Source organism: Alphaproteobacteria bacterium (assembly GCA_037200005.1).
In the GTDB taxonomy this organism is placed as follows: domain Bacteria; phylum Pseudomonadota; class Alphaproteobacteria; order UBA9219; family RFNS01; genus JBBCGY01.
Window position 1 is genome coordinate 689,352 of the sequence record JBBCGY010000001.1, and the last position, 14,771, is coordinate 704,122.

Annotated in this window: 16 protein-coding genes and 1 tRNA gene; 7 read left to right on the forward strand and 10 right to left on the reverse strand. The window is 56.2% G+C overall.

All coding sequences use genetic code 11. The features are described from left to right. Positions 1-87: 87 nt before the first annotated feature. Positions 88-1,218, reverse strand: coding sequence for a DegT/DnrJ/EryC1/StrS family aminotransferase (locus WDO70_03480; protein ID MEJ0062270.1), 1,131 nt, complete (start codon positions 1,216-1,218; stop codon positions 88-90). Positions 1,219-1,544: 326 nt separating this feature from the next. Between WDO70_03480 and WDO70_03485 the strand changes: the two genes are divergently transcribed. Together WDO70_03485 and WDO70_03490 are read left to right on the forward strand one after the other, a co-directional pair. Then, on the forward strand, positions 1,545-2,048 hold the full coding sequence (locus WDO70_03485; protein MEJ0062271.1) for a hypothetical protein: 504 nt from the start codon (positions 1,545-1,547) through the stop codon (positions 2,046-2,048). A 550-nt stretch (positions 2,049-2,598) separates the two neighbouring features. Continuing rightward, positions 2,599-3,414, forward strand: coding sequence for a hypothetical protein (locus tag WDO70_03490; protein ID MEJ0062272.1), 816 nt, complete (start codon positions 2,599-2,601; stop codon positions 3,412-3,414). A gap of 6 nt (positions 3,415-3,420) precedes the next feature. Here WDO70_03490 and WDO70_03495 read toward each other — a convergent pair whose 3' ends face one another. The 3 genes from WDO70_03495 to WDO70_03505 all read right to left on the reverse strand — a co-directional run bounded on the left by WDO70_03495 (position 3,421) and on the right by WDO70_03505 (position 6,014). Continuing rightward, positions 3,421-3,999 carry a hypothetical protein gene (locus WDO70_03495; GenBank protein ID MEJ0062273.1) on the reverse strand — a complete coding sequence of 193 codons (579 nt, stop codon included), beginning with the start codon at positions 3,997-3,999 and terminating at the stop codon, positions 3,421-3,423. After that, positions 3,950-4,855 carry a hypothetical protein gene (locus WDO70_03500; GenBank protein MEJ0062274.1) on the reverse strand — a complete coding sequence of 302 codons (906 nt, stop codon included), beginning with the start codon at positions 4,853-4,855 and terminating at the stop codon, positions 3,950-3,952. The genes WDO70_03495 and WDO70_03500 overlap by 50 nt, the downstream gene beginning before the upstream one ends. 73 nt (positions 4,856-4,928) lie before the next feature. Next, complete coding sequence (locus WDO70_03505) at positions 4,929-6,014, reverse strand: hypothetical protein (protein ID MEJ0062275.1); 1,086 nt, start codon at positions 6,012-6,014, stop codon at positions 4,929-4,931. A 570-nt stretch (positions 6,015-6,584) separates the two neighbouring features. Here WDO70_03505 and WDO70_03510 point away from each other — a divergent pair. Both WDO70_03510 and WDO70_03515 read left to right on the forward strand, forming a co-directional pair. After that, positions 6,585-7,472, forward strand: a complete 888-nt coding sequence (locus WDO70_03510) for a class I SAM-dependent methyltransferase (GenBank protein ID MEJ0062276.1) — start codon at positions 6,585-6,587, stop codon at positions 7,470-7,472. A 1-nt stretch (position 7,473) separates the two neighbouring features. Continuing rightward, positions 7,474-8,031, forward strand: a complete 558-nt coding sequence (locus WDO70_03515; protein ID MEJ0062277.1) for an alpha-ketoglutarate-dependent dioxygenase AlkB — start codon at positions 7,474-7,476, stop codon at positions 8,029-8,031. Positions 8,032-8,077: 46 nt separating this feature from the next. Here the strand turns inward: WDO70_03515 and WDO70_03520 are convergent, their stop codons facing one another. The 5 genes from WDO70_03520 to WDO70_03540 form a co-directional block, all read right to left on the reverse strand. Next, positions 8,078-9,097, reverse strand: a complete 1,020-nt coding sequence (locus WDO70_03520) for a hypothetical protein (protein ID MEJ0062278.1) — start codon at positions 9,095-9,097, stop codon at positions 8,078-8,080. A 235-nt stretch (positions 9,098-9,332) separates the two neighbouring features. Further along, positions 9,333-9,409, reverse strand: a tRNA-Arg gene (locus WDO70_03525). A gap of 46 nt (positions 9,410-9,455) precedes the next feature. Beyond that, a complete protein-coding gene (locus WDO70_03530; GenBank protein MEJ0062279.1) occupies positions 9,456-10,121 on the reverse strand; it encodes a hypothetical protein in 666 nt (221 codons plus the stop codon). A gap of 189 nt (positions 10,122-10,310) precedes the next feature. After that, the gene (locus tag WDO70_03535) at positions 10,311-10,496 is read right to left on the reverse strand and encodes a Flp family type IVb pilin (GenBank protein MEJ0062280.1); all 186 of its coding nucleotides are present in this window, start codon (positions 10,494-10,496) and stop codon (positions 10,311-10,313) included. Between the two features lie 106 nt (positions 10,497-10,602). Further along, positions 10,603-10,776 (reverse strand): Flp family type IVb pilin, encoded by a 174-nt coding sequence (locus WDO70_03540; GenBank protein MEJ0062281.1) that lies wholly within the window; start codon positions 10,774-10,776, stop codon positions 10,603-10,605. A gap of 272 nt (positions 10,777-11,048) precedes the next feature. Here WDO70_03540 and smpB point away from each other — a divergent pair, with 272 nt between their 5' ends. Next, positions 11,049-11,543, forward strand: coding sequence for an SsrA-binding protein SmpB (smpB, locus tag WDO70_03545; protein MEJ0062282.1), 495 nt, complete (start codon positions 11,049-11,051; stop codon positions 11,541-11,543). A gap of 301 nt (positions 11,544-11,844) precedes the next feature. Here smpB and WDO70_03550 read toward each other — a convergent pair whose 3' ends face one another. Next, the gene (locus tag WDO70_03550) at positions 11,845-12,504 is read right to left on the reverse strand and encodes an NYN domain-containing protein (protein ID MEJ0062283.1); all 660 of its coding nucleotides are present in this window, start codon (positions 12,502-12,504) and stop codon (positions 11,845-11,847) included. Between the two features lie 294 nt (positions 12,505-12,798). Here WDO70_03550 and rpoZ point away from each other — a divergent pair, with 294 nt between their 5' ends. Together rpoZ and WDO70_03560 are read left to right on the forward strand one after the other, a co-directional pair. Then, complete coding sequence (gene rpoZ, locus WDO70_03555) at positions 12,799-13,218, forward strand: DNA-directed RNA polymerase subunit omega (protein MEJ0062284.1); 420 nt, start codon at positions 12,799-12,801, stop codon at positions 13,216-13,218. An 89-nt stretch (positions 13,219-13,307) separates the two neighbouring features. Further along, a complete protein-coding gene (locus tag WDO70_03560; protein MEJ0062285.1) occupies positions 13,308-14,738 on the forward strand; it encodes a hypothetical protein in 1,431 nt (476 codons plus the stop codon). The last annotated feature ends 33 nt before the right edge of the window (positions 14,739-14,771 follow it).

The window sequence follows — 14,771 nt, forward strand, 5'->3', positions numbered from 1 at the left end:
AGGAGCGCCGCCAGCGCGCGCGCAGATCCGCCAGCGCCAGATGCAGCCAGAAATGACGCGCGGCCCAAACGCCTTTGAAATATTCGGTCATGCGCAGGCCGCCAGGCTCTTTTGCGCGACGTCCTGGCGTAGCTGGTCGGCGAAGTAGCCGCGCACCGCGTCGCAGACGGTGTCGATATCCTTCTCCGTCAGCGCGGGATAGCTCGGCAGGTTCAGGCCATGCGCCGCGATCTTCTCGGCCACGGGGAAAGACTGGCCTGTCGCGCAATGCGGAAGGGTATGGGCCGGATGGAATACCGGACGCGTCTCCACGCCTTCCGCCTCCAGCCGTGCGCGCAAGCCGTCGCGATCCTGCGGCGTCCGCGCGGCGATCGAGCACATCCAGAAAGAATGGCGCGTATCCGGCAACTCGTCGTGGAAGGCGACGGGCAATCCCGCGAGCTTCTTGCGATAGCTGTTTGCGATGACGCGCTTTTTCTCCAGGATCGCATCCGCCTGTTCCAGCTGCGCCAGGCCGATCGCGGCGCATATATTGGTCATGCGGTAATTATAGGCGACGATATCGTGCCAGTATTCGCGCTGCGGCGAGACGCCCTGCGTCTTTAAGTGATAAGCGCGCGCCGCCGCCGTTTCGTCGCGCATCACCACCATGCCGCCCTCGCCGGTGGTGATGGTCTTGTTGCCGAAGAAGCTGAACGTCGCGGCATCGCCGAATGTTCCGACATGGCGCCCTTTGTAGAGTGTGCCGAAAGCTTCCGCGCAATCCTCGATCAGAAGCAGTTTGCGCCGGTTGCAGATATCGACGATCGCATCCATGTCGCAAGGCAAGCCGTAGAGCGGCACCGCCATGACGGCCTTCGTCCGGGGCGTGATCTTGCGCTCGATATCGGCGGGATCGATGTTCCAGCTGCTTTCCATGGACTCCGCGAAAACCGGCGTCGCGCCCGTCTGCATGATGGTGTTGACCGAGGCGATATAGGTCAGCGTGGGAACGATCACCTCGTCTCCAGCCTTGATCCCCAGCGCGAGCATCGCAAGATGTAAGGCGGCGGTTCCGTTGACCACGCTCGTGGCATGGGGCGCGCCGATATAATCGGCAAACCGGCGCTCAAATTTTCCTATGAATTCGCCGCGCGAGGAAATCCATGTCGAATCCAGGCATTGCAATACATATTCTTTTTCACGGCCTGTGAGATAGGGCTGATAAACAGGGATCATTGCAGCAGTCTTTGTAATAACGAGAGATCTCTGCGCGTGCCTTGCCCGCAAGTCAGGATCGGACAAATGTATGGCGGTGCGCGCAGTTTTGAGCGAACCGTCATCTGCCACGGTACCCAGCTATCAGGGAAAAATACAGGGAAATTTGGAGAAATTGGCCGCCATTCCGGCATGGGGCTACGGGGATTATATATGCTATATATGTTTGCGCCTCGCATAATACCTCGCCGTCCGCTGTATTTTCCGCTTTACGGTAAGCGAGGCTGGCCTTAGGCTGGCGGCAGGCAAGGGTTTTCCTGCCCATGCCGAGTTCTTAAGGCTTCTGAATGTTTCCAGATGTATTCTCTCCCAAGATCGCAGGCGTCTTGTCTCTGGTCGCCGTTTGTCTGGCGTTTACCCTTCTTGGCCCTATAGATGCATCGGCTGCACCGACAATTAAGCGCAGCGATACGGGCTCCGTGCAGAAGACATCCAAGCTGGAAGACCTGCTGTGCAATACTAATTTTGTCGTAGAGCTTCCAGCAGGCGAATCTTTACCCGTCTTCGATATCCCCCTTTCGGCGGCTGAGAACGCTGCGTTCCATATTTCGGTATCTTCGGAAGCAATAACGGTCGCGGTTTTGTCCGGCCGCGTCAGCAGCGGCGATGCCGCCGCCGGCGTCGGCGAGGCGTTGAGCTGGCCCATCGATTCTGCGACGCCGCGTACCGTCAGGTTCGATGTCGGACGTCTTATGGCTTCAAGCACGCCCGCGATTGACCAGCCCTCTGCGCATGAATCTTGCTCCCGTCGTTGCGGCGCAAGAATCCGATATGTTTTGGGGATTGGTTGAACCGGTGGGGATTAATCTTCAAGCGCCTCTATCGCCGGCGATGGAATCGGCGCGTCGTGACATCTATGCAGTCCGGCCCTTATTCGCGCCCGCCGCGAAGCGCAGGGGGACACCGTCAATCTGGAAAAAATATTGCCAACGCTTTCCTGACTTCCTTATCCGCTCGCGATACCCGCACGGTCGGCGATCTTCTGGATCCGCCCATGTTTGCTAAGAAGGGCGCGAGAATGATTGGCAGGCTCTGCGTGGCCGCTTCGCGCAGCGTTTGACGCAAGGCAAATTGCCTGCTCGGCTTCGCGGCTATGATCTGGGGCCCGGTGCTGAGCATGCCTGGACGGTGACCGGCGGAAAATATCGCTTCATCTTGCGGATGAGCGGCCGAGATGGCGGCGTTCCCTTCGTGCAAAGCCTGGAGCAGCAGTGATGCCTAAAAATATGAGAGCCGCTTCACGGCATGCCGGAGTTTCTCGTTTTCTCTTCATGTTCATCGGCGGCTTGTGCGCCATGGCGGCCACGGCTCACGCTGCGGACAATAATATCGCGGAGCGCATTGAGCAGGCGCGCTCCCCTCAATGCGCTCGACCTGACGCCGGAAGAATCCATGCTGACCGGCCATGACGATCTTGTTGTGCTCCAAAAGCGCAAACTGTTTCAGATTAGCGCCAATACGCGCGAGACGTACACCACCAACGCTTTTCTCTCCGACGAACTCAAGCATGACGATTTCGTTTTCGACGGCAATGTCGCGGCGCGCGCGGGCACGCGCATTGCTCAGCGCGTAGATGTGTTCGCTGAAACCAACCTCTTTACCTCTCAATACGCTAAAAATCATCAATTGAGCTACAATGGATATGGTGGAGGCGTGGGCGCCGCGACCAGTGCAGGAAAATTCCAGTTTGGCCTTAACTATAGCGCGGCGAGCGTTTATGACTCTCACGGTTTCGATAAGCATAGCGTGACGCTGCACACTGTCACGCTGGGCGTCAGCCGCCCTTATGCTGTTTCTGCCAATGCCGCGATCGTGCCGCAACTGGCGGTCGAACGGACGATGAGCGATCCTTCGGCCTATGCGACATGGACCCAACGCGCGGCGCTGCTCGGGGTCTACGGCTTCACGCCGGAGTTGACGGGGTCGGTAGGAACGGAATTGGCCTATCGCAATTATGATGATTATTTCGAAAGCGTGACCGGGGAAGCCCGCGAGGATATCGGTGTGCGAATAGCGGGCGCGGTGCGCTGGCAGCCGGTCAACTATGTCCAGCTTGCCGCCGAGATCGGTTTCGGCGCCAACGGCTCAACAATAAGCAGCAGCCGCTACACGGGCTTTACCGCATCGCCGGGCGTAAGCCTCAACATTCGCTTCTAACGTCAGCTATGGCGGGCCGGCTATGATCACCATCACGCCGGTCTCTCCGGTATGGAGATTGAACTGCTGCGTAGTGGCGCCAGACGTGACGGTCGAGAGAATATCGATCTGTCCGGTGTTCGGCGTAAGACTGCCTTCGTTATTGGCATGAACGCTGAGTGTGATCTGTCCGGGATTGACCGCTGGAGCCAGAACCACGCCCGCATTCGTCAGGTTAAACGTATCCGTGTAGCGAAGCCCCGTATTGTCCGTAATGTTCAAGGTGATATTGTCGCCGTCCTGGACGCCGAAGTCGAAAATCCTGAACAACAGCGGCAGAATAAGCGTAACATTCGAGAAGCCGCCGCTCGAAACGCCGGGTGGGACGGGTTGCTGGTTGGGGCTGTGAAGAATATTAAACGCCATGCCATTGAGGATTGCCATTCGAATGGCCGGGTCGACATACGCAAGTTGCAAGTTTCCGTCGTCAATTCCGTTAAATGCGCCGGCGCGGCTTAGCATGGCCGCCATCTGCTGCGCGTTGGGCGAATTGAACTCACGGCCTCGCGAATAGATATCCGACATCAGCGGATAAAGCCCGCCCATCGAGCCTTCTAGGCCCGCCGAACTGAGGCCATTGCCGCGCCGCGATACATTGGGCGCCGCATCGTAGCCGCTTGTTCCCGCACGGGCTGGCGTCCGGCCCTTGCGGCGCGTAATGCCATATCATCGAATCTTGATGCGTCGAGGTATAAACGAACACCGGCATATCAAGATATTCTTCGTAGGTAAAAAGCGGGCCGTTATAGGGCGGTTCGGGGGAATCTTCCAGGTTGCCGTCCTGGGCGGCGGCGGCGGCGCGCGCTTCCTCATAACCCGCATAGGCATCGGCCCTATCGATAGAATCGTTGGTTCGAATCCCTAAAACCTTCCTTTTAAAACTGGCCTGGTTCTCTTCTCTCAGGGCCTTGCTTTTATCGAGCATGCCCTGAAATGGCTTGATGAGAGCGGATTTTTCTTTTTGATCGATGGTCTTGACGGTGCCGGAAATTTCCGAATCTCCGGACGCCTCCAGCCCTGCCGGATCGAAACTTTCGTCCACATCAGAATCCGTGCCGCCGCCCGCGCCTTCAGCGCTGCCGCCCGAAGCGCCGCCGCCGCGGATGAACTTTATTTGCCTCTCCTCATCGACAGATCTAGCGGCATGTCTGTGCGCATTCGCTGTAACGTCCTGCTGAACCTGAAAAACCTGGATCTGCATTTCCTGCTGGATCCGTCGCCGTTCGGCCTGTTGTTGCTGTTGTTGTCGGACCATGCCGTCGAAGATCGTCTGTGGCGTTGTGCCGCTGGCTGAAGCGGCGTTGGAATTCGCGCCCGCTCCCGTTGCTCCCGGAACGGGGGGAAGAGGATCCGTGGGAACCGGAAGGTTCGGGTTATATTGCGCCCATCCCGCTGTCGGCATGACGAAGAGCCCGAAGGCCAAAACTATTGCGAGGCTCAGGAAACCAGCGTGAGGATTGCGGGTGCGCATGGGATCAATAACTCCGGCTGAGTTTTGCATAATCGCTGATGACGATGTCGCTAAAGGGCGGGCTGTCTTTCTGCCCATCGGATGGCATGCGCAGCACTGTCAACAGACGGCTTGCGCCCGCCGTCGCCATCACAACCTCGACCCCTTTGCCCTGCTTGTAGGCCGCCACAGGCTCAAACCCGCGCCGCAATTGCTGCGGGATGGCCGCGATCCACTCCGGAGGCACCGCCGTGCCGGGAGGGAAAAGCGCCCGCAATCCTTCGACATCACCTGCCGACGCTGCATGCTGGAACGCCCCGATTTTGTCCGCATAATACTCATGCTGCATCATCTGCTTCGTGGCCTGCTCCAAGGCGTCCGCACGCGCCAGAATTTTCGCCGCATCCTCGAGTGGCGCCTGATCAAAGGCCCATGGCTGGGAGTTCCGGCTTTCGGGTGGATATAGTTTGGCGAACGCTTGGCTGGTCTGCTGGTAATACGCCATTAATGCCACGGGAAATTCCGACGATGCCAGCTTCTCTTGCTTGGCAAGCTTGCGAAGCGTCTGTCCGGACAATAGCGTAAAATGCTCGGGGATATTATTGCCGTCGGCCTGCGTTTTAAGGCCGAGCAGAGCGACGCCATCGACGAGAGGATTGTAGAACGCGACAATCGGCTGGGTTGACAAGCCATTGCCGACGAGGATGACGGCATGATCGAAGAACAGTCGCCATAAAGCTTCGGACTTGCCTTCGAAAGCCAAGGGCTTCAATCCATCGATAAATTTATCGCCAAGTTCCTTGCGCAGGCCCGCCGCGCCCTCTTGTCCCGCCATGCGGACTTGCAGGGCATACGCAGCCACAACAGCAAATTTACTCGCTGCCGTATCCTTGGCCTCAAGCGTTCCCGCCTGCTTCGCTACGAAGTCTTCGACAGCCTTCGGATTGAATTCGTTGAGCTCATCGACCGACGGCTTGCGCTTGCCGTGTTCCGCCGCTCCGGCGGGTATAGCCGTTAAAAGAACAAGAAGTGCGAAAGCGATCAGTTCCACGCCTGCCAAACGCCAGCCGGAAAACCCACCGGAAAGCCAGCTGTGCAATTTATGGATCATGATGTTCGCTCCGTTTTTACGCGCAAGTTTGATGGCAATAGTAATACCGTCTTTTGATGAGATACACTGGGATAAGGCGTGGCCTGTCTTATTGGATAATTTACGATTAAGCGCCAAGGCGAAATCCTATTATACGCTAGTGATACATCAGGCTTCTACATATATGGCAAGCACTCGCCAGATTATCTACGTTGGGCTGTAAGTGTCTAAAATTTAAAGAAGCCCGATATGTTTCAGATGTAACACAGAGGGGATAGTTCTAAAAAACTATCCCCTTGATAACTAAGTGGCGGTGCGCGCAGTTCCGCGCGAACCGTCATCAGCCACAATACCCTGCTAACAGGGAAAATACAGGGAATTTTTTGGCAGGAACAGTGAACAGAATCATGCATGCAAGGAATGTCCTGGCCAAATGGGATATAAAACAGCAAAGTTTTCTCTGCAAGGGAAATTTCCTTGACATCGCGAGGCAGATGAATTATTGACAATCTTTAGAAGCCGCGCGCTCGGAAGTCCGGGCGGCGGCTTTTTTGTGCCCAAATCAACTCTCAGACATACAAGGAACATGGCATGCAGCAGCACATTTATGGTGCAGGGCGTGATAATACTCGCCTGCGCAGAACTCGGTCTGATATCGTTCCGGGCCGCAAATACGCCGAACCGTTATACCCTTCGCAATCAGAAAAGATTTCGAATCCTCTGAAGAAAGTGCGCAGTTTGCTGCAACTCAGGCGCCCGCTTCCTGCGCCACGCTGCCCCATATTCTGGTCGTATTATTCTCCGAGAGCGAAGCACCTCTACTTGCAGAAAATGGCCAGGGCGGCTCTTCAAACCAATGAGCCATGGTTATTGCGCCATAAGGCAGAGAAATTTGATTTTATTGGGCAGATCGCGGCCGGGAAAACATTGCTCGTCGGCGAGGGCAATCTCAGTTTCACGCTGAGTCTGGCTAAAGATGCCCGCATCAATCCGCTGCGCCTGACGTCCAGCACTTATGAAGTGTCCTCGGAGTTGTCGGACGAGGCGAAGGAGAATGCAAAGAGGCTTCGCAGCCTTGGCGCCCTGGTTCTTCATCACGTCGATGCAACGAGATTGTCGTCCATCTTCGAAGGATCGAAATTCGACAGCATTATTTTCCAGTTTCCTCATACGGGAAGCAGAGAGCCGGCCGAAGGGCATAACCCGAACTTTATTCTGGTGAGAGATTTCCTCAGGAGTGCTGCGCGGCAATTGGAAAAGAGAGGGAAAGTCCTAATTTCGGCAGTTGATAGCCCGCATTACCGCGGCGCTTTCCAATTCGAAGAGGCGGCAAAGCTTTCCGGGTTTCTGCCGCCAGAATCCTATGCGTTTGATCCGGATAACTTCCAAGGCTATCATCACACTATGACACATCAGCCCGGCAGCGCTCTGGACGACCATGACGAATTTGCAACCTGGGTTTTTAGGCCGAAAGCCTGACGTGATTCCCGGCCTTTCACATTTGCCGGATTTCATCACCGGCGCGGAAGAGGCGGCCCTGCTGGATTCCGTCGATGCGCAGCCCTGGCTTAGCGATCTGAAGCGCAGGGTGCAGCATTACGGCTATCGGTACGACTACAAGGCGCGGGCCGTGACGCAAGACCTGTATCTCGGCCCGCTGCCGGACTGGCTGGCGGATTATGCCGCGCGCCTTCACCGTAACGGTACTTTCCCGACGGTTCCGGATCAGGTCATTGTGAACGAATACCAGCCCGGCCAAGGCATCGCGCCGCATATCGATTGTGTGCCCTGCTTTGCAGAAACGATCACCTCTTTGAGTCTCGGCAGCCCGTGTGTGATGAATTTTGCCCGGTCCGACACAGGCCAAAAAACATCCCTGCTATTGGAGCCGCGAAGCCTGCTCATCCTTTCCGGCGAGGCCCGCTATCGCTGGACCCATGCCATAGCCGCCCGCAAGAGTGACAAATGGAACGGTGCCTTCTTCGCGCGCGGACGGCGTGTGTCACTGACGTTCAGGAAGGTTTTGGCGGGGGCATGAGTGGCGGTGCGCGCAGTTCCGAGCGAACCATTATTAGTCATTGCTTCTAAGGCCAATAATAAAAATTGAGCCCGGGTTCCTTGGTTGGTTGTTTGGCAATTAACTCAATCTGGAAATTCTGGGGTACATTCTGCATTGGTGTATTCTGAGTAGGCGGAATAAATGTCATTTTCCCGCCATCTGCTTTTTCTTCATTTGAGAGCTTTCTGATATTATCGAGTATGGTTATAGAAATAAGCGTTTCTGGCTTAATGCCAATTCTCATTCCTTGGATCGGCGTTTTTGTACTTACCCCAAGAAGACGTTTATAATTTCCTACATCGGTTAGGGTCCAGTCTCCCAGTGGTCGAATTTCAAAGGGGCCAGACGTTATGGGCCTAGGCTCTGTACGCTTAACGCGCAGGTTCTTTATTACGGCGTAATTACGGCCAGGAGATATGGGGGCGCTCTCAGCTTTAAGCTTGTTGATCGAACTGTCTTGGAGAACGCCGTGTTGTTCCATGACAGCATCGAAGCCATGAGCAGTAATTTCATCAACATCAAATGAGGTCTCTGCCCCCTCTTCAATATGAATCACAGAACTTTTCTGCTTTCGCAATATACCGGACGGACGCTCGAAAGGAGATATTGGATTAGGGGGCGCTGGCAGAGCAGGGGCTATAGGAAGAGGTTGTTTATATACTTTTGCTCCTTCAAAATTCGTATTCTCTGATTTGCCCCCGAAATAAGCACCCTTATTGTATCCGTATATTTCTGCGTTGGGCGCCTGAAAATTTTTGGTTTCGCTGCCGGGCGCAAAATAGAAAGCCGCATCTTCAGGGCTGGAATTATTAATAGGCTGAGTATCTATATCTTTCTTTTCTGATGAGGTCCCCGATATATGCTGAGGCCCTTTTGTCAACTGCTCTACGAGAATTGAAACGCCGGGCCGTTCCCGAATATCAGGCCAGTTCCACCACCCCAACAGTAGCAGAACTACACAGATTATCGCTATTCCAGGAGCAGACCGCATGTGGTAAGTCGCCCACGTCCACCATTTAGACGCTTGCTGCAATTCATCAGGCATCTCGAGCATATGCGACGGCAATGACGACATATTATGAGTTATAGTGTAAATTGAAGCACATGCCAATTTCTTCAAAACTGCGGACTCCCAAAACCGCCCGCAGAGAGAATCCGGCCTTCCGGCGCCAGGAAAGCCCATACCCCTCTCTCTGCAGTCCCTGCTTTTCAGAAAAACGCCGCGGATAGGCGGCGAAATCGGGGTGATTTCGGCAAACCGGCATGAGATGAGAACTGAGTGGCGGACCCGAGAAGATTCGAACTTCCGACCTCTGCCTTCGGAGGGCAGCGCTCTATCCAGCTGAGCTACGGGTCCCGCAGGCGGGAGACTAAGGGATTGCCGCTATTTTGACCAGCGGCTTTTAGAGGTGATGTTTTTTTGGTTTGCGCGCGGATTTATTGGCGCTCGGCGGCCTGGGCGAGGGCTGCTGTTCGGGATATTTGGCGGCAAAGGCGGCGCGGGCTTCCTTGACGCTCTGAAAGAGTCCGATGTCGGTGGAGATATAATCTTCCACGCGCATTTTTCGCGGCAGGCGCTTGATCTGCGTCCCCCGGATGTCGAGAGAGCCGTCCACGCTTAAATAATCTCTGGGCAGATCGGTAACGCGGTGGCATCTGAAGAGATCGAGCGAGTCCGGGACGGTCATCCGGGGCGGCGGGTGAAGCGCGTCGTAATTCTTGCCGCCGCGACGGGGATCGGTGACGGAAATAATTTCGCAATGCTGGGCCGCGATACCGACGAACCAGTCATGCTGCTGGATAAGAGCCTTGATAGAGGGGACATGGTCCCGCCCCGGATAGCGCTTATCGTTGCGGCCGTAGCATTCCGCGAGGCCATGGTCGCGCACTTCGACGATGACATGGGGCGTGCCGGATTTGTCTCGAAGCGAGAAATACTGCGCCGGGCTGGCGCCGTCGTCGTTTTGGGTGACGGCGGTGTTCATGGCCCGTTGCTCGGCGTCGAGAGCCCCCTTGTCCGCGAGGACGATCCAGGAATAGCCGCCTTCGCTCGCCAAATTTGGCGGCATGGCCGGCCGCCTGGTAAGGCTCGCTCCCGCTTTGCGCATTCTTTTCTTCGCTGCCATGGTGATGCTTGCGGGATGGAGGAAAGAAGGACTGAAACAGAAGGGCCTGAAACAGTTCCCCACCCGCCGCAGGACGGCGAGTGGGGTTCTGGCGCGCCGCCACCATAGGCGGCGGGCGAGAAGAGGTAGCGGTTACGGCGCCTTCGCGTTGGCCGTCGCCAGATTGCCTGAGACTTTCGTGAAGGTCGTCGACAATTCCGGACCAAGGGTCAGCAGCACGGCGACAATCGCGACCGCGATCAGCGCCGCGATCAGGCCGTATTCAATCGCCGTTGCGCCTTCCTCGTCATGCATAAAACGTTTGATCAGCGTATTCATGTTTTCCCCCTACTTTTAGATTTCCCCACCCGCCGCAGGACGGCGGGTGGGGTTCTGGCGCCCGCCGCCATAAGCAGCGGGCGAGAAGAGATAGTAGACGAAACTCTTACGGCGCCTTGGCGTTGGCCGTCGCGAGATTGGTTGAGACTTTCGTGAAGGTCGTCGACAATTGCGGGCCGAGGGTCAGCAGCACGGCGACAATCGCCACCGCGATCAAGGCCGCGATCAGGCCGTATTCGATCGCCGTTGCGCCGTCTTCATTGCGCATAAAACGATTCATAATGTTACGCATTTAATCCTCCATGTTTAAAATAGGAACTCATCGCTCCACTAACGACATTACCCGACAGCCCTTAACGACAGGTAAATGAACGGGTCTTTTTGCCAATGAAAACAATAGGTTGTTTCCAAAGTAGTGTTGAACTGGAATGGTTCGAATTTCGAAATATCTCGCTCTAAATGTATGTAAGACATGATTTTTCATTGTGTTATATAGCGTGGAAGCGATGCCCAAAAAGCAAATGGGGCGGATATGAGCAGGGGCTGAAGAAGATGAGCGGCAGCAAGGCCGAAAGGTTAAAAGCCCAGAAAAGCGTGGCGCAGAATCGGCGCGCTTTGCATGAGTATGAGATTCTGGCGCGTTACGAGGCCGGGATCGTGCTGACCGGCACCGAGGTCAAATCGCTGCGACTCGGCCAGGCCAGCATTCAGGAGGCTTTCGCGGGCGACAAGGGCGGAGAAATCCACCTTTTCAACGCCTACATACCTGAGTATGCGCAGGCGGGACTGCATCTCCAGCACGAAACCCGCCGTCCCCGCCTTTTATTGTTGCATCAACGCGAGATCGACAAGCTTCTCGGCGGGGTGCGCAGGGAAGGCATGACCATCGTGCCGCTGGCGCTTTTCTTCAACGCGCGCGGCAAGGCCAAAGTCGAGTTGGGGCTGGCCAAGGGACGGAATAAGGGCGACAAGCGCGCCGCGCTCAAGGAAAAAGATTGGGAGCGGGATAAGGCCCGGCTGCGCCGGGGACAGAAGTCGGAAATCTGAATCAGGACGGCGAGGGGTTGTTCTCGTGGCATGGTATTAGCTTGAGAGGCATGGGCGGCATACGACGCGGCGCGAACAGCGGCGGGCCGAGCGGAAACCGCTCCATCACCACATCCCGCAGTGGTTTATATGAACAGGCTGTGATCGCAATGGCAGCACTTGCCGCGAAAGCTATGATCCTATGTCCTTGCATGGCAATTCAGTCATCGGAAGCATTGTGAACGGGCGGCCAGACTCGAAAATCATGGCCGGATGACAAGAAACATCCCTGTCATCCGACATCTGACATCCGTCTTCTGCCTTAAGCGACTTCTTCTTCCATTTCCTGGCGCGCGGTGGCCAGATTTTGTGCCACTTCCTTGAGCGGCGGGCCTGACGGCGCTGAAGAAGGCTGTTGCTGCTGTTGCGGCGGGCTTCCTTGCTGGCCTGCGTCGCGGCTGCGCGAAATCATCGCCGCGAGATCCTGCAATTCGATGAAGTTGTCGGCCTGGCGGCGCAATTCGTCGGCGACCATCGGCGGCTGCGAGCGCATCGTGCTGACGACGCTGACCCGGACGCCCTTGCGCTGCACTGCTTCGACCAGGCGGCGGAAATCGCCGTCGCCGGAGAAGATGACGATATGCTCGACCCGGTCGGACATTTCCATGACATCGATGGCAAGCTCGATATCCATGTTGCCCTTGATCTTGCGGCGGCCGAAGGCATCGGTGAATTCCTTGGTGGGCTTGGTCACCATCGTGTAACCATTATAATCCAGCCAATCCACGAGCGGACGGATCGGCGAGTATTCTTCGTTTTCGACCAGCGCGGTGTAATAGAAGGCGCGCACCAGACGGCCCTTGTTGGCGAAAAGTTCGAGCAAGCGACGATAGTCGATGTCGAAGCCAAGACCGCGTGCGGCAGCATAAAGGTTGGCGCCGTCGATAAAGACCGCCATCCGTTCTTCTTTATAGAAAATCATAAGACCTCTCGTAATCAATGACACGGACTAGAATACCAATTCCATCCAAGTCGAATCAAAATATCCAATTCGGATGGAACAAGCAAGCGACTCGTACCCAAAACATGCAGGCGAAACAATCGCCGAATTCTTCCATGTCGGAATAATCGGCTTTTTGAAAGCGCATGAGTCAAAAAAGCTTTACATTTTTCCTGCATTCCGGCTAGCATGTCCGCTTGTGCAAAAACTTCAATGGTTAAGAAGTTTGTCCTATTTGGTTCTCCCTCGTCAGCGATTTCACCAGAGGTTTAGATTATGGCGCGCGTTACTGTCGAAGATTGCATCGTGCAAGTCCCCAACCGTTTCGACCTTGTCATGGTAGCAGGCGAGCGCGCTCGCGCCATTGCTTCGGGCGCGGTGCTGCAGGTCGATCGCGACCGCGATAAAAATCCGGTGGTTGCTTTGCGCGAGATCGCAGAGCGGAAGCTCGATCTTGATGGCCTGCAGGAATCCCTGGTCAAGGGCTTGCAGCGGCGCATCGAACCGGATCGTCCGGAAGAAGAAGTGGTCGAACTCATGGTCGGCGAACAGCAGCAGTGGGTTACCGGCAAGGACGAAGACGAAGCCGCCGAGGAATTCGGTGAATTCGACGAGGAAGCGGAAGGCGAAGTTGAAGCCGCCAAAGCAGCCGAAGGCGACGCCGCTTTTGAAGACGCCAATACGGACGGCGTATAATCAACCGGTTGTTTGTATGAGGAAGCATGCCGCGGGATTCGGCGCGATATAAGAAAAAAACGGCAAGTCCTGGACAGGGTATGTGACCAATGTCCGGCCGGGAAGAATCTCACGCTTATCCTTTCCGCTCCGATCCGCTTCACCCTTACTTTCCCCACGCGGCAATTCTTGAAATTACCGGTCTGAGCGGCGGCGCATCCGTGGGCCGGTTATTTGACGTTTGCCGGGATCAAGGCGCCGATCTTGAATTGGTGCGCGCCGCGGCGCGTCTTGCTTCTGAAATGTTCGACGCGGGACATCGGAGCGACGCGCTGCCGGTTCATCCGCGGGAGATCGCCATCGGCGTGGCCGCGCTCGATCTCGATCCCCGCACGCCGACGCGGGCCGAAAGCACGGTTGCCGCGCTGTTCGAGCAAATCGTCGCCCGCAGGCCGGAAACGGCGGATGAAATCGGACGGCGGCTTCGCGCGAATCTGACGGCGGCTGCAGGCGGCTTATCCCTTGAACGGTCGGATGCCATCGATACGGCGCTCGATATTGCCGGACAGGTTGCGCGCGCGGGGCAACTTTCACGCCAGACTGCCGGAAATGAAGTTTCGCTCCTTCTATTAAGGAATATACAGGAAACGGTTTTGTCCCTGCCGAGCGAGAGCGTGGCGCCGATCAGAATTGCCGCGACCATGCGGCGTCTCCAAATACTTCCCCGCGCGGGAAGCGCGGAACAAGAGGCTCTTTTGACTGCCGCCGAGAGGCTCGATATGCCGCTTGCCGCGGATATCGGCTGGTCTCAGGCTCATGATGCGATCCAGGATTCTATCTTCCAGCGGCGCGCCCCGAACGCCCGGCATGAAATCATCCAGCAGGTTGAGGCGCGCATGGGATCCGGCTTTTATGAAAATGGAGAGCGGATTATCAGCGAGGGGACCCAGTATATCGAAAAGCTTATCAGGGAAGGCGCCGGACCGGATGTCGAAGTGCAGGGACGGCTCAAGCAGCCGGGCGCCATTGCCGGGAAAATGACGCGCAAGGCAATTCCTATCGAAAAAATGACCGATTTTCTCGGTTTTCGCATCATCGTGCCCGGCAACGATCCGGCGGATTGCCGCCTGATCGCAGAAATTTTGAAGCAGCGCTTTATTTTTGATGACGAGCATACCCGGAACTATTTCAAGAAAGACGATCCCAGGACATCCAAGCCTTACCAGGCGCTGCATCATGTCGGCACGCCATGCGAAACGGCGGATGGCGTGGAGCCGCCAGCGAGCCTGCGCGGAAAAATGATGGAATTCCAGATCAGGACCGAAACCACGCATTATAACGCCGAAGTCGGCAATGCCTCTCATCGCGGCTATAAGGAGGATCTCCCTTTGCCGGCTTCGCTGCGCCGGAGGATCGAAAGCATTCGCGAATCTCTGGCGTTGCGGACTGTGGATGCGGGCTTCGAATCCGGCATCATGCCCATACGACCCGCTTCGGACGGAGCTGTATCGCGGCCGCCGGCCCTGCGTTACGGATCGTAAAAAAACGGCTGACCGGCGCGCTGGCCGGTGATA